Source organism: Kitasatospora sp. NPDC001159, assembly GCF_053598235.1.
Genome location: NZ_JBSFJV010000029.1, coordinates 49,859 through 64,932, shown reverse-complemented (window position 1 = coordinate 64,932; position 15,074 = coordinate 49,859). Strand labels below are relative to the sequence as shown.

General features: G+C 70.3%; 9 protein-coding genes. 1 reads left to right on the top strand and 8 read right to left on the bottom strand.

The features are described 5' to 3' along the window. From ACWC9T_RS17410 to ACWC9T_RS17380, 7 genes are all read right to left on the bottom strand, one after another. Positions 1 to 923: IPT/TIG domain-containing protein (locus tag ACWC9T_RS17410; RefSeq protein ID WP_449821908.1), on the bottom strand; the 923-nt coding region annotated here is incomplete at its 3' end. 385 nt (positions 924 to 1,308) lie between these two features. Beyond that, on the bottom strand, positions 1,309 to 1,632 hold the full coding sequence (locus ACWC9T_RS17405) for a hypothetical protein (RefSeq protein ID WP_449821907.1): 324 nt from the start codon (positions 1,630 to 1,632) through the stop codon (positions 1,309 to 1,311). A 418-nt stretch (positions 1,633 to 2,050) separates the two neighbouring features. Next, on the bottom strand, positions 2,051 to 3,370 hold the full coding sequence (locus ACWC9T_RS17400) for a Mu transposase domain-containing protein (RefSeq protein ID WP_449821906.1): 1,320 nt from the start codon (positions 3,368 to 3,370) through the stop codon (positions 2,051 to 2,053). 493 nt (positions 3,371 to 3,863) lie between these two features. Continuing rightward, a complete protein-coding gene (locus ACWC9T_RS17395) occupies positions 3,864 to 4,286 on the bottom strand; it encodes an ATP-binding protein (RefSeq protein WP_449821905.1) in 423 nt (140 codons plus the stop codon). A 91-nt stretch (positions 4,287 to 4,377) separates the two neighbouring features. Further along, complete coding sequence (locus ACWC9T_RS17390) at positions 4,378 to 10,872, bottom strand: SDR family NAD(P)-dependent oxidoreductase (protein ID WP_449821904.1); 6,495 nt, start codon at positions 10,870 to 10,872, stop codon at positions 4,378 to 4,380. Positions 10,873 to 10,951: 79 nt separating this feature from the next. Then, the gene (locus tag ACWC9T_RS17385) at positions 10,952 to 12,238 is read right to left on the bottom strand and encodes a beta-ketoacyl synthase N-terminal-like domain-containing protein (protein WP_449821930.1); all 1,287 of its coding nucleotides are present in this window, start codon (positions 12,236 to 12,238) and stop codon (positions 10,952 to 10,954) included. 233 nt (positions 12,239 to 12,471) lie between these two features. Further along, positions 12,472 to 12,690, bottom strand: coding sequence for a DUF5988 family protein (locus tag ACWC9T_RS17380; RefSeq protein WP_449821903.1), 219 nt, complete (start codon positions 12,688 to 12,690; stop codon positions 12,472 to 12,474). 625 nt (positions 12,691 to 13,315) lie between these two features. Between ACWC9T_RS17380 and ACWC9T_RS17375 the strand changes: the two genes are divergently transcribed. Next, positions 13,316 to 13,816: an IPT/TIG domain-containing protein gene (locus ACWC9T_RS17375; protein WP_449821902.1), complete on the top strand. Its 501-nt coding sequence runs from the start codon at positions 13,316 to 13,318 to the stop codon at positions 13,814 to 13,816. Positions 13,817 to 13,973: 157 nt separating this feature from the next. Here ACWC9T_RS17375 and ACWC9T_RS17370 read toward each other — a convergent pair. Next, positions 13,974 to 15,074 (bottom strand): IPT/TIG domain-containing protein (locus ACWC9T_RS17370; RefSeq protein WP_449821901.1); only part of this gene is annotated, 1,101 nt, incomplete at its 5' end.

The window sequence follows — 15,074 nt, the reverse complement described above, 5'->3', positions numbered from 1 at the left end:
ACGGTCGCACCCGTGAGACCGGTACCCACGATGGTGAACACACCACCACCGGCCGCAAGACTGGTCGACGGAGTGACGGCCGCAGTCACGACCGGCGCGCCCAGGTAGGTCATGGTTCCAGCGGACGCCGTGCCCCCCGGGGTGGTCACGGTGACGTTGACGGTGGTACCCGCGGTACCGGCCGGGATGATGCCGGTGATGACGGTACCGGTGTTGGTGGTCACCGTCGCCGCGGTCGACCCGAAGGTCACGGTCGCACCCGTGAGACCGGTACCCACGATGGTGAACACACCACCACCGGCCGCAAGACTGGTCGACGGAGTGACGGCCGCAGTCACGACCGGCGGCGCGGGCGCGAGGTAGGTGAAGCCGCCCGGAACACTCGCCGATCCACCGGCGGTGGTTACCACTACGGGGACGTTGCCCGCGGCGTGCGCCGGGGTCAGGCCCACGATCACGTTCGCGGTGCTGCCCAGCAGGGTGGCCGCGGTACCGCCGAAGGTCACGGTCGCCCCGGCGAGCCCGGTACCGGTGATGACGAACACGGTACCGCCGGCGATCGGGCCGGAGACGGGCGTGATGGCTGTGGGGTTAGGCGCGGGCGGCGGCGAAGCCACCAGATAGGTGTAGGCCACAGGGTTACTGGTGCCGTTCGGGGTGGTGACGGTCACCGCCACCGTGCCCTTTCCGGGCGGGGCCACGACGACGAGACTGAAGCCGAAGACGTCACCGGCCACGACGGTGGCCGGAGCCGATCCGAAGAGGACCTGGGTGGCGGCGTTGAGGCCCAGACCGGTGAGGGTGACGGTGTTGCCGCCGGCCGCGGGCCCCGCGTTGGGGCTGTCCGCGAACAGCACGGGCGGCAGCGGCCAGGGCAGCGTGAGGCTCGGCGCCAACGGCGCCTCATGCACAGTTGCGTTCACGATGTGTCTCCTGTGTGAGAACGGTGATGGCGGCCGAGTGGACCTTCAGCCACGCCGCCCGGCCCCCCTGTCGGCTGTCCGGCCACTGCCTCGACCCGGCGCGCTGCGCCCGGCAGCGACTCCGAGTGACGGGACCGCAGAAACTGGGCCGCGGCTACCGACACCGTCGCGACTACGGGATGTCTGGACCGGTGGCGTCGACGAGTGCCGACGAGCTGACACCAGGCTGGCTCGAACCAATCAGCCCCGGTGTCCGAGCGGAGGGGGCTGGAACAACGGACGGGCCGCCAGCTGAGCTTCCCGGCACGGGGATGGGCGGCCCGCCGGTTCAGACGTCATCATTAACCCGAAAGAATGGATATGAAGCAACGGTATTGACGAACAGTCACCCAAAAGGCCCAGCGCAACGAGATGTCCGCGCAAGCCCATCGCGGATGCCGGACCCCACCGGCGTGGCCACGGCGGTGGGCACGCCGACGTCCCGCACGACCTGGTAGCCCGACCACGCGCCGATGTGACCGTAGGGCACGGCGACGTCGGCCCGGCCGTGCGCGGTGTAGGTGTCGCGGTAGGGCTGCAAGTCGTCGCGGCGCCCGCGCAGCAGCTCGTAGCGCCAGCGCGCGGCGACCAGGTCCCACTCCCGCGCGCCGCGCCACAGCGGTCTGCGCAGCTGTCGGGCGCCGAGGACGGTCGCTGACCAGCTCGGCATGCCGGGCGTCGTCGCCAGTGGCCGCGCAGGCCTGGGTCAGGGCCGCGTGGGACGCTGTGACGTCCTGCCTGCGGGCGTGGCTGGTGGTCTTGAGCAGCGCGCCTGGTGCTCGGTGAGGTTCGCGGCCGGACGCGGCACGGGCGGGGCCAGGGTGGGCAGGTCAATCTCTGCCCGTACCCGCTTGCCGTCCACGCCGGGGTCGTCAACGCTGCGTCTGGAGGCGTGCCCGGCAACGAGGGAGAGGTTGCGGCCGCTGGTCGAGCCGAGGCTCACCGGGTTGTGTTCGGGCTTTCGGGAGTTCGGTCGGTGACGGACATTCGGGGCGCACCGCTCGGGGTTCGCTGCAGGACGGCGGTCAACGTCGCACCCGGCCGATCTCCCCGCAGCCGTAAGACGGTGCTGGTGCGCTCTGCGGCCGTCAGTCCGCTCCTTCCGGTGCGGATGCGCGGTACCGGAACCGACTCCGCGCGGGGGAGGCGGATCCGTCTCGTGATTCTGCGGCGCGGGCGAGCGGCTCGGTGGGCTGCTGGTCGTCACGCCGGGACAGGGCTTGGTCCTCGTCCATGGCCTCCCGACACCGCGGGCGACGGGTTCTTCCTGCCGACCAGGCTCGCGCCCCGGCGCCGGTGGTCCGGTTGGGCCGTTCCAAAGTGATCGGGCCAATGTGCTCGGCAACCGTCTGGCCTGCCCCCCTCGGAGCCCTCGGGAAGCGGGCGATGACCGCCCCGCGAGTGGTGGTGATCGACAGATGGGGTTCGTCCAGCCGTTGGCGGATCCCCACCTCGTTACCAGCGAGACCCGGGGGGAGCAGGTAGAAGTTGCCCTCGAACGACACGAGTCCGTGAGGATCGACCCTGCACTGAACGCAGATGCGAGCCGGGAACGGCTTCGAGGGCAGCGGCAGCAGGGCTCGGGCCTTGCAACTCACTCGTCGGTGCCAACTGTCCGAGCGCTCGGTCAGGCGGTCGAGGCTCTCCTGGGCCGCCTGCACGCTGAGTTCGTTGGCCGCGGTGTTCCACCAGTGAAGGACGACGGAGCGGTGGGCGCGGACGACGGGGCTGGGCGCTCCCATCTGCGGGCGGATCGCGATGGAGGCACCGTAGTGGATCGCGATCTCGCGGAAGACGGCGGTCACCTTGCCGGCCGTTGAGCAGACCGGCCGGGTCCGGTCGAACAACCAGCGCTCGCCGGTGCCGCCGAGGCGACGCAGCACTTGGTCCAGGGCTTCCACGTAGTGCGGGAGGTCGTTGGTGTCGGCCAAGGCGGCCCGCCAGCGGCCGGATCGCGTGAGCGAACCCATGAGCAGGTAGGTCTCGCGCCCACGGTTCCATTCGACCGGCGCGGTCGGGAGCTGTACCCAGTCGAACTGCACGTCTTCCAGGGTGCCGCAGCTGGGGCCGGCCCTCCCCCGGTGGCACGGTCCGCAGCGCGACCGCGTCAGGTGCCTGCGCAGGGCACGGGTGAAGGTCGAGTAGGCGCGGTTGTAGCCCAGCTCGACGATCTCGCTGTAGAGCACGTTCGCCTGCAGGTGCGGATCGTCGTCGAGGCGCTGCTGGCAGTACGGGACGAACGGCAGGAACTCATCACGGGTCACTGCTCGGACCCCTACGGTCCGCTCTCCGTTGAGGTAGGCCCTGACAGTCTTGCGGTCACGGCCGAGGAATCGGGCGATCGCAGAGATGGACCAGCCCTGCTGGCGCAAGGCGAAAACCTCTTTGTATTCCTCTGCACTGAGCATCCGAACCCCCTAGCTATCAGACTTCGCCGCCGCAAAGCTCCTTGAATTAGCGGCGACCGCCAGGCATGGTCGAAAAATATCGCATGCAACAGAACCGCTCAAGGGGCGGAAACGTTTCTTTTGGGACATTCCCATGGGAATTTCGGAGAGCGGGGCCCACCCTCCTCTCGCCCGGGACTCGGGGGTTCACCGCCGTCCCGCCCGGGATTGAGTCTCGACGTCACAGCATAACCACCTTGCATTCCGGGGATCCTCCAGAGCATTGCGAGAACTGCATATTAAAGGACGCTCGAATCGCGCATATGTGAGGATTGGCATCGAATCGTTCATGCGGCAGGTTCGGTGATGCCGGAACCCCGATTCACCGACCCCACCCGATCTCCTCGCCGTCTTCGGAACAGGCGCTGCCGGTGGGGCTTCGTCCCCCCGTCGCGCGCCAGTGCACGGGGTTGCCGTGCGCTGGCGGTGGCGGGCGCGGGAGACGGCGCGAGCCTCACAACGGCAGTCGGCAGGAAACCGTCTTGGTTCCGTCGAGATGGAAACGGTACGCCCATGCGCCGGCAATGCTCTCCACCAGAAGCAGCCCGCGTCCGCCTTCTTGACAGGCGGTTGCCCGGTGCGCCTGGGGAGCGCTCGCGGAGCGGTCTCGAATACCGATCGCGAGCCACCGCTGCTCGAGCGCGATCGTCACCCTGATCGGCTGCTCGTTATCGGTGTGCCTGATCGCGTTCGTCAGAAGTTCGGTGGTCAGGAGTTCGGCGTCGTCGGTGAGGTGTGCCATCTCCCAGTGGCTGAGAATGGCCTTCACGGCGTGGCGTACGGGCCGCACGCAGTGGGGCTCCGGCAACACGAACATGGTGAGGCGTCGCCCCTGCATGTCATCCGCGTCCAGGCGTGGCAGGTCTGTCGAGGTCATGGTCGTTCCCTGGTTCCCTCCCCCGGCGAAGGCGGAATCCCGTGCTTCGCGGTCCGGCAGTGGCTTGGCGCGCCGACGGCCCGCAGCGGGCTCATGGGTTCTTCCTCAGCGGCCCGGTGTCGGCTGTGGAGTCCGGCGGCTGGTGCGACTTCGGCGAGCGGGGAGCGACGAGGTCCACGGCTTGGGGCATGGCGTCACCAGGGGAATCCGGTGGGGCGTCGGTGGTCAGGCCGATGCCGATGTGCTGTGCGAGGCCGTCGGCGAGAGCCGCCAGAGTGGGGTGGCCCGCGACGAAGTCGCCGGCGAGCCTGACGTCGAGCGAGGCTTCCAGTCGGGTTCGCAGTTCGATGCGGAGCAGGGAATCGAACCCGAGTGCGTTCAGCGGGGTCTGCGGGTCCAGGGTGCTGGCTCCCAGCCGGAGGACGGTGCGGATGTGTTCGGCCAGGTAGTCCTCGAGGACCGTGCGACGGGCGAGGCCGGGTTCCGCGGCCCGCAGCTCGCGTCGGATGTCGCGCGCCGCATCCTGGCCGACCGTCTGCACGGAGGTGTCGGGCGCCTCGGGCGTCAGGAGGGCGAACAACGATGACGTTCGGCCGGCCGACGGGATCCAGGTGTCCGGCGGGCCGGGGATGACGCCGGTGCGTACGCGGCTGTGGGTCAGGAGCGCCGCGAGGGCCTTGAGTCCGTCGGCGGTGGGAATGGTTTGGTAGCCGCGGGCCGCGAAGTCGGTGGCGACCCCGGTCTCGCCCCAGGGGCCCCAGTTCACGGCCAACGTGGGCAGGTCCAGGGCGGTGCGCCAGGTGGCGAACGCGTCGAGCCATGCGTTGGCGGCCGAGTAGGCGCCCTGGCCCGGGTTGCCGAGCAGGGAGGCCATGGAGGAATAGAGAACGAACCAGTCGAGTGGCAGTCCGGTAGTGGCCCGGTGGAGACGCCAGGCGCCGGTGACTTTGGGACGCCAGACGCGTTCCAGCTGGTCGTCGGTGATGTTGGACACCGCGGCGTCGTCGAGGACCATCGCGGCGTGGATGACGCCGCGCAGTGTCCCGCCGTCGGCGGTGGCTTCGGCCACCAGTTGCTCGGCGATGCCGGGCTGCGCGATGTCGCCGAGCACGACGCTGATGCGGGTCCCCTGTTCGCGCAGTCCGGCGAGGACCCGTTCGGTGTCGGCCGAGGGCGGTGTGCGTCCGTTGAGTACGAGGTGGGCGGCGCCTTGGCCTGCCAGCCAGTGGGCCGTGGCGAGGCCGACGCCGCGCAGGCCTCCGGTGACGAGGTAGGCGCCGTCTGCTCGCACCGGCGAGGGCGGGTCGCGCAGTACGGCGGTGGTGTGGCCTTCGCCGGGTACCGTCAGGACCAGTTTGCCGATGTGCCCGGCACCGGCCATGAGGCGAAAGGCGTCGGCGGCCTGCGCGAGCGGAAAGGTCCCGCATGGCAACGGAGCCAGGTTGCCTTGGTCGAATTCGGCCAGGACCTCGCCCAGCAGCTCGGCGAAGGTGTCCGCGCGGGCGTGCTGGAGCTCGACGAGGTCGACCGTGCTCATGGTGATGTTGTGCCGTAGCGGTGCGAGACCGAGCGGAGTGTCGGCGAGGATGTCGCGTACACCCAGCTCGACGAACCTGCCGAAGGGGCGCAGCGTTTCGAGTCCGGCCCTGATGGCGTGTCCGGAGAGGGAGTTGAGGACCACGTCGACACCCTCTCCGGCGGTGGCGGCGCGGGTCTGCTCGGCGAAGTCCAGTGAGCGGGAGTCCATGATGTGCCGGATGCCCATCGCGCGCAGGTATCGGCGCTTGTCCTCGCTGCCGGCGGTGGCGAGCACTTCGGCGCCCAGGCGCCGCGCGACCGCGATCGCGGCTAGTCCTGTCCCGCCGGTGGCGCTGTGGATCAGGACACGCTCGCCGCTGGTGAGCCTGGCGACGTGGCGCAGTGCGTACCAGGCGGTGAGGTAGGCGATGGGCAGCCCGGCGGCCGTCTCGGCGGGCAGGCCCGTCGGGATGGGGGCGACGGCAGCGGCGGGCACGGTGGTGAAAGTGGTGAAGAGGCCGCCTCGCACGTCTACGACGAGGACGCTGTCGCCGGCGCGCAGGTGCCTGACGCCCCGTCCGACGGCGGTGATCACGCCGGTGGCTTCGAAACCGATGCGGTAGCCCGCTTCGTCGTCGTTCGCCAGCATGCCCATGGCGGTGAGCACGTCGCGGAAGTTCACGCCTGCGGCGTGGATGCGCAGTTCGACCTCACCGGGGCCGGGAGCACGTCGTGCAGTGGTGGTCAGGCGCAGGGCGTCGAGGTCGCCGAGCCGCCCTGCGTGGAGCTGGAAGCGGTCGGCACCGTAGCGCACGGTGCGGGTGACGGCGGTGGCGCGTTCGGTTTCGGACAGGGGGGTGTAGGTCAGCCGGGCGATGTGGCGGGTGTCACCGCGCAGGGCGATCTCGTCCTCGGGGGGGTCGGTGAGGAGTTCGGCCGCGAGTCGGTGCAGGTCGATGTCGGCGGGGTCGGCGTCGATGAGAGTCGCTCGCAGCTCCGGGTGTTCGTGGGTCAGGACGCGCACAAGTCCGCGCAGGGCGCTCTGGGCGGGGTCGGAGGGTTGCCCCGGCTCTGGATCGTGGGCGGATCGGGTGACGGCGAACAGGCGTGTGGGCGCGCTGCGCGCGATCGCGCTCTGTGCGGCGGCGAGCAGGCGACGGGTACGGTGCAGTGCGATCGCGGCGGCGTCGTCCTCGGGCGCGGACGGCGCGGACAGGAGGACCACGGCGCATGGTGCGGGTGAGGAGTCCCAGTGTCCGGCGATGGTCTGCTTGAGCGGCTGGAGGGTGGCGCTGTCGACGGGAGCGTCGAGGACTTCGGCGCGTGCTCCGGCGCGCTCGAGTGCGTCCGCCAGTGCCCGGGCGGATCCGTCTGCCTCGCCGATGACGAGCCAGGGTCCCGGGCCGGCCGGTTCGAGGTTCTCCCGGCGCGGCACGGGCTGCCAGCGGGTTTCGAGGAACCACCGGTCGACGGTTTCGTCGGCCCGCGCGCCGTGGCGTATGAAACGCAGTGCGTCGATCTCGACGAGGGGGTTTCCCGCCTCGTCCAGCAGCCGCACGTCTCCGATGATGCTGTCCGTGGCGGTGTGGGTGAGCCGGGCGTGCGCGTAGCGGGCGTCCTCAGGGGCTGCGAGGATTCGCATGGCATGCATCTGGACGGGCAGTACCAGGCCGTGGCCTGGTTCGTGGATCAGGCCGGCGACGACGAGTTGGGCGCACAGGTCCAGGAGGACCGGGTGAATCCGTAGGCCGTGGTGGGCGGTCCGTGCCGCGTCCGGCAGCGTCACGCGGGCCCAGAAGCTGTCGCCCTGGGCGGACGTGCGCAGTTCGGTGATGCCCCTGAAGGCCGGGCCGTGCTCCAGGCCTCGTGCGCGCAGACTCGCGTAGAGGGCGTGCGGATCCAGGACGACGGGGTGGTCGGCGGTCAGTGCGGCCACGGAGGACGCCGGTGTCCGGGGGGCGGCGTCGATGCGACGCAGAACCGCGGAGGCCTGCCGTACCCAGGTTCCGTCCTCGTCCCGGCCGAAGACTTCGCAGTCGGCGCGGTCGGCGCCGGTCAGGGTGACGGTCGTACCGACGGGCGTGCGGGCGTCGAGGTGCATCAGCTCGCGGAAGTGGATGTCGGTTGCTTCGACATCGTGCGCGGCGCCGTGGAAGACCTCGCCGGCCGCGGTCAGGGCCAGGGCGCAGTAGGCGGCGCCGGGCAGGACCGGTTGGCCGTGGACACGGTGGTCGGTCATCCAGGGCAGGACGTCGGTGCCGGTGTCGGCGTGCCAGGTGTGGCGGGGTCGGTCGCCGGGCACCTCCGTGTGTGTGCCCGGCAGCGCGGCGGGTGCGCCTTCGGCGTGCTGGGAGGCCGCTCGGGGTGGGGTGATGTCGGTCCAGTGGGGTCGACGGTCGAAGGTCAGCGCAGGTACGTCGGTCAGGCGGCCGCCGGCGTAGAGGCGGGACCAGTCGACGCCGACTCCCGCGCAGTGCAGGGCGGCGAGCTGTGTGCGGAAGGTGGTGCGGTCGTCTTCCCCCTTGCGCAGTGTCGGCAGGATCACGGGTTCGTGCAGCAGGCCGGTCAGGCTCTGGGAGAGGGGCCGGGTGACGACGGCGTGGGGCGCGATCTCGAGGTACACCTGGTGGCGGTCGGCGGCGGCTGCGGCCACGGCGGCGCTGAAGCGTACGGGGCGGCGCAGGTTGGCACACCAGTAGGCGGCGTCGAAGACCGGGGTGTCGCGGGGGTCGTCCAGGACGGTGGTGTAGAACGGGATGGTCGGTCGGCTGGGGGTGAGTTCGGCGAGCGCGGCGGCGAGGTCCGCGAGCAGCGGGTCGACCTGGGGGCAGTGCGAGGCGACGTCGACGTCGATCACGCGTGCCACGACTCCGCGGGCCTGCCAGGTGGTGGTCAGGTGCCGGATGGCGGCCACGGTGCCGGCGACGACGGTCGAGTCGGGCGCGGCGACGACGGCCACGGACACCGTGTCGTCGCCGATGGCGGCGAGGTCGTTCTCGACGGTCGCGCTGTCGAGGCCGACGCTCACCATGGCGCCGGCTCCGGCGATGCGGGTGAGGAGAGCGGATCGTCGGCAGATGACGCGGACGCCGTCGGCCAGGGTGAGTGCTCCGGCGGTGACGGCGGCCGCGACTTCGCCCATGGAATGGCCGATGACGGCGGCCGGTTCGACCCCGTGATCGCGCCAGGCGGCGGCCAGGGCGACCTGCAGGGCGAACAACGCGGGTTGCACGTGGCCGCAGCCGCTGATGTGTTCGCGGTCGCGGACGGCTCGCAGAACGGAGAACCCCGTTTCGGCGGTGATCAGCGCATCGGCTTCGGCCAGGGTCTCGGCGAAGGCCGGCACGTGCTGGAGCAGGCCGTGCCCCATGCCCTGCCACTGCGAGCCCTGACCGGAGAACACCCAGACGGGACGGCGGCTGACGCCCGCGCCCACGTGGCCGCGTACGACGCCGGGGTGGGCTCGACCGGCTTCGAAGGAACGCAGGGCGTGCGTCAGGTCACGGTGGGAGTCGGCCACCACGCCGAGCCGGCCGTGCCCCGGGGAGCGGCGCAGGGCGAGGGTGTGGGCGATGTCGTACAGGGGGGTGGCGGCTCCCTCGGTCTCCAGCCAGTGGGCCAGGCGTGCGGCGGCGGTGGGCAGTGCGTCCGGGGAGCCGGCGGCCAGGAGGAAGACGTGGGGTGAGGTGGCCTGCGCCTGCGACGACGGGGCGTCGGTGGGGACGGCGGCCGCGCGTGTAGGAGTGCCGGGGAGGATGACGGTGCGGCGGCGGGCGGGGGCCTGTTCGAGGATCACGTGGGCGTTGGTCCCGGAGAAGCCGAAGGAGGACACCGCGGCCAATCGCGAGGCCGTCCGGGTGGGCCAGGCGGACAGGTTGGTGGGGACGAACAGGCGGGTGCCTTCGGCGCTGATGGCCGGGTTCCACCGGGTGAAGTGCAGGTTGGGCGGGACGAGCCCGCGCTGGAGGCAGAGCACTGTCTTGATCAGGCCGATGACGCCGGCCGCCGGTTCCAGGTGGCCCACGTTCGTCTTCACCGAACCCAGCGCGCAGCGCCCCTGCCCTACGCCGTAGACCGCGGCCAGGCTGGAGAACTCGACGGGGTCGCCGACGGGTGTGCCGGTTCCGTGCGCTTCCACCAGTCCCACGTCTCGCGGGTCGGTTCCGGATCGGGCGAGGGCCTGGTGGTAGAGGGCCTGCTGGGCCTCGGCGGAGGGCGCGGCCAGGACGTCGGAGCGGCCGTCCTGGTTGACGGCCGAGCCACGGATCAGGGCCAGGATACGGTCGTTGTCCCGTAGCGCGTCTTCAAGGCGTTTGAGGACGACGACGCCGCAGCCTTCGCCGCGTACGAAGCCGTCCGCGGCCGCGTCGAAGGTCCGGCAGCGACCGGTGGGCGAGAGCATCCCCATGCGGGCGAAGGACATCGTCGTCCTGGCGCCGAGCATGAGGGTGACGCCGCCGGCCAGCGCGAGATCGCACTCCTCGTTCCGCAGGGCTTGACAGGCCAGGTGGAGCGCCACGAGCGAGGACGAGCACGCGGTGTCCAGTGCCACGCAGGGGCCCTGCAGTCCCAGCAGGTAGGAGATGCGCCCCGGGGCGACGCAGTGCCCGTTGGTCAGGATCGCGCCCTCGAGTTCACGGGGCTGGCCGGAGAGGGCCTCCATGTAGTCGGTGTAGCTCAGGCCCGAGAACAGTCCCGTTGAGGTTCCCGCCAGTCGCTCCGGGGGGAGTCCGGCGTGTTCGAGCGCCTCCCACGTCACTTCCAGGAGCAGTCGGTGCTGGGGGTCCAGAACGTCGGCCTCCTTGCCCGAGACCCCGAAGAAGTCGGCGTCGAAACCGGCGACGTCGCGAAGGTAGCCCCCCCACAGCGGCATCGGCCCGGCGGCGTGGGCCGGGGCGGCAGCCACGTGCCCCGCGCGGCTCATCGGCGGTTCGCCGACCGCGTCCTGGCCGGCTTCGAGCAGCCGCCACAGCGCGGCGGGCGAGTCGATGTCGCGGGGAAGTCGGCATCCCATGCCGACGATGGCGATGTGCGTGTCAGCGGCTCTCGGGTTCTGTGCGTGGCCCATCACATGGTCTCCTACGCGCTTGCGCGAACGGGGGTGGGGAGCGCTCGCCGTCCGGCGATGTGGCCGCCGGGGCCGGGGGTCAGTCGACGTCCGAACTGCCCAGCAGGATCGCGCTCTTGACACCTCCGATCTGGTAGTTGCAGGTCAGTGCGTAGTCGAACTCCAGGTGCCGGGTGTGGAAGCCGGGGACGGGATCGAAGCAGATGTTGTCGGCCGGCTCCTCGCAGTTCGCGGTGGGGCACACCTCTCCCTGCTCCAGCATCAGGAGGGTCAGGGCGACGCCCAGAGCTCCCGCCGGGGCGCCGTTGTGGCCGAAGCAGGCTTCCTGGGAGGTCATCAGGAGGTCTTCGACAGCGTCGCCGTAGAGCTGCCTGGCCGCGTTCGCCTCGAACGCGGTCACGACGACGTCGCCGTCGCTTCCGCCGTGGATGTAGGGGATCTGGCGGATGTCCCACCGGTCGCCGAGGCACTTGCGGATGGCGGCGACCAGTGACGCGCCGTTCTCGTCGCTTGCCAGTGGATTGGACAGGCCGTCGCGGGTCATACCGTGCGACAGGACCTGGCCGTAGGTGTACGCCCCGCGTCGCTGGGCGCGGTCACGGCTTTCCAGCACCAGGGTCACCGATCCCTCCCCGTGGTTCACGCAGTCGGCCCGCCGGTCGTAGGGCCTCATGATCCGGTCGAAGGCCGGGAGGAGTTCGGGCATGCCGTCAACGCGGACGGAATCGTAGGCACGCTGGGCACCGTGCAGCAGACGCTGGACGTTCTGGATCACATCCACACCGAACACGTCGACGCCGGTGACGACGGCGAGGTCGATGTCACCGTCCGCGATCATGCGGCGGGCGTTGCCGATCTGGACGGCGGAGGACGCACAGCCGCACGAGACGGTGAAGCAGGGGCCGGTCGTGCGCATCAGCGCCCCTTGGACCAGTGCCACGTCAGAAGGGGTGAGTCCCTGCTGAGCCCTGACGAACAGCTCCATCGCCTGGTGCGGGGTGGTGGTGCGTGCGTCGGCGTGCAGGACTTCGAGGTAGCTGGAGACGTTGGCATCGATGCCCCCGCGCCCGACCAGGACGGCGGCGTCGGTGAGGTCACCGCCTCGGATGCTCAGTTGGGCGTCCGCGCAGGCTTCCACGAGGGACACCAGCCCGTAGCGGTGCGCGTTGGTGTAGTGCTGGGAGAAGATGCCCGGCAGTTCCGGCAGGCGCTCCGCGAAGGCCGTGTCCGGCAGATCGACGGAGCCGTAGTAGACGCCGTGATGCTTCAGGCACGAGCGGCCGTTGGCGGCCACGTTCCAGACTTCGCCCGCCGTGAACAGCGGCTGCTCCTCGCCCGGCAGGCAGAACCCCATGCCGGTGACCATGGTGTCCCGCTCGCCGGTGCTGCCGCCTCGTGGGCGCGCACTGGAGAGCCCGCTCACGACGCGCGCCCAGGAGTGCGGGGCGGACGCTCATTCCGTACCGGTGCGGGAAGGTTGCTGATCATTGCTCACCTCGGGGTGTGGGGATGGGGTGATGCGGGACGGCACCGCGTTGGTGTGCGGCTCCTGGGGCCCGGCACGGGCGTCGGATGCCGGGGGGAGACGGCGAACCGGCGCTACTCGGCGATGGCGGTCCGGTACGACCACCGGTAGACGGGCATCAGTACGCCGCCGACGTCTTTGAAGTCCTGCGTGATCTCGAAGTGCTCATAGCCGTTTCCGCGAGGAATCTTCAACCGATTCACAATGCTTCCGGATTTCACTTCCTGGACCTCAGGAATGTCACTCGGGCCGCCCTCGAGGAAGACGAGCAGACAGTTGAACGTGACACTCACCTCACCCATTCAAAAACGCTGAATAATTTGTCGAGGGGGGATCAAGCATCCGGTTGACGGCGTACTCCCTGAATACCCGCAGGGGAGGCTGGCTAACCCAGGAAGCTCAACAGCGCCTGCAGTACGCCAGGGGCGCACCCGCGTCGCTTCCCGCAGATCGCCGGGGCCCCCGGTGGCCGCGACGTTATCCGAGTGAAGCCCGGTCGAGAATCGCCGGCAAGAATAAGTACGAAGACTTCGCCATGCTCTCTCAGCCGCGCCGTGCCATGGACATAGCAGCAGGTCAGAGGGCAGACTTAACCGGTTTCCGCATGCGATCTCCCCAGTTTCCGGGCACTCTCACCGCGATTCCCGTCCAGATCATCGAGCGCTCTTCGACAGTCGTCCGGGAAGGCGCTCGCCCGCGCTCACCTAAAATGCCCAGGAGCAAGTCTTTCGGTCGCTACCGGCTCCACTTGGCGAGGCATCGAAGAGATTGTGCGCCCCCGATGGGCCTTATGCTCCCACCTTTGGCAAATGCCCTATTGCCACCCGATGACGCCCGAACCTACGGTGAGGAAAACGCCTCGTCGACTCGGCCACAATGGCCTTGTCCGGCGTTCGGAAGTCGGAAAAGAGGAATCCTATGTCCCCGATTCTCCTCGCACTCGTCCCCTCGCAGGGTCCGACGACCGGGGGTAACCCCGTGCTCCTGGTCGGCACCGGACTGACCGGCGCGACGGCGGTCCTGTTCGGCGCCACCCCCGCGCTCAGCTTCAACGTCCAGTTCGACGGGGCCATCACGGCCGTCGCCCCGCCCGGGACCGGAACCGTCCCCGTCACGGTGGTCACGCCGTCCGGCACCAGCAACGCCCTCAGCTACACCTACCAGCTGCCGGCCCCGCCGACCATCCTCGCGCTCGTGCCGCCGATCGGCCTGGCCACGGGTGGCCTGCCCGTCCTCATCGTGGGTCACGGCCTGTCCGGCGCGACGGCGGTCCTGTTCGGCGCCACCCCCGCCACGAACTTCACCGTGCTGGGCGACGGCGCCATCCTGGCCGTCTCCCCGCCCGGAACCGGAACCGTCCCCGTCACGGTGATCACGCCCGCTGGCACCAGCAACGGCGCCTCCTACACCTACCTGTAGGACGGCGGCCGACCGCCGGTCCGTGCGCGACGTGACCCGGCGGGATGAGAACAGTGAGCTCCGACAGCAGCCGCGCTGTCGGAGCTCACTGTTTGTCGGACGCCCGGTCGGGGGCGGGATCCCGATGTCCGCGCCGCTCTCGGAGGTGGTGGCGGTCCTAGATCATCGGTGGGGCGGTGTAGGTGTAGGCGAGGCTGTTGCTGGTGCCGCCGGGGGTGGTCACCGTCACCTGCACCGTGCCCGAGCCCGCCGGCACCGTGGCGACCAGGTAGCCGTCCGACACGACGGTGAAGGCGGCCGGCGCGGACCCGAAGGTGACCGCGGTGGCGGCGCTCAGCCCGCTCCCCGCCAGCGTGACCGTGGTCCCACCCGAGGTCGGCCCCGCCGCAGGAACCACACTCACCAGTCGGGGAACGGGAACGTAGGTGAAGGCGACACCGTTACTGGTTCCTCCGGGCGTCGTCACCGTCACCTGCACCGTGCCCGAACCCGCCGGCACCGTCGCGGTGACCTGCGTCGCCGACACCACCGTGAACGACGAGGCGGCAACGCCACCGAACCGCACCACCGTCGCCCCCAGCAGATTGTTTCCTGTGACAGTGACGGTGGTTCCACCGAGAACAGGCCCTTCGTCGGGGACCACGGCGGTGAGCTGGGGGTTGCTCAGGTAGTAGTAGGGCACGGGGACGCTGGTGCCACCGGCCGTGGTGACGGTGACGCCGGAGGGCCCGGGCCCTCCGGCTGGCACCGTCGCGGTGATCTGCGTCGCCGACACCACCGTGAACGACGAGGCGGCAACGCCACCGAACCGCACCACCGTCGCCCCCGTGAACCCGCTGCCCGTCAGCGTGACCGTATTGCCACCGGACGCCGGTCCCTGGGTCGGGACGATCGTGGTCACCACCGGTGGGGCGGTGTAGGTGTAGGCGAGGCTGTTGCTGGTGCCGCCGGGGGTGGTCACCGTCACCTGCACCGTGCCCGAGCCCGCCGGCACCGTGGCGACCAGGTAGCCGTCCGACACGACGGTGAAGGCGGCCGGCGCGGACCCGAAGGTGACCGCGGTGGCGGCGCTCAGCCCGCTCCCCGCCAGCGTGACCGTGGTCCCACCCGAGGTCGGCCCCGCCGCAGGAAGCACACTCACCAGTTGGGCAACGGGAACGTAGGTGAAGGCGACACCGTTACTGGTTCCTCCGGGCGTGCTCACCGTCACCTGCACCGTGCCCGAACCCGCCGGCACCGCCGCGGTGATCTCCGTCGC

What these genes read in the sequence shown, in the direction of transcription:
- ACWC9T_RS17405 (WP_449821907.1), bottom strand. Translation starts at nt 1,632, where the DNA reads ATGCCGAGCTGGTCAGCGACCGTCCTCGGCGCCCGACAGCTGCGCAGA.
- ACWC9T_RS17400 (WP_449821906.1), bottom strand. Translation starts at nt 3,370, where the DNA reads ATGCTCAGTGCAGAGGAATACAAAGAGGTTTTCGCCTTGCGCCAGCAG.
- ACWC9T_RS17395 (WP_449821905.1), bottom strand. Translation starts at nt 4,286, where the DNA reads ATGACCTCGACAGACCTGCCACGCCTGGACGCGGATGACATGCAGGGG.
- ACWC9T_RS17390 (WP_449821904.1), bottom strand. Translation starts at nt 10,872, where the DNA reads ATGGGCCACGCACAGAACCCGAGAGCCGCTGACACGCACATCGCCATC.
- ACWC9T_RS17385 (WP_449821930.1), bottom strand. Translation starts at nt 12,238, where the DNA reads ATGGTCACCGGCATGGGGTTCTGCCTGCCGGGCGAGGAGCAGCCGCTG.
- ACWC9T_RS17375 (WP_449821902.1), top strand. Translation starts at nt 13,316, where the DNA reads ATGTCCCCGATTCTCCTCGCACTCGTCCCCTCGCAGGGTCCGACGACC.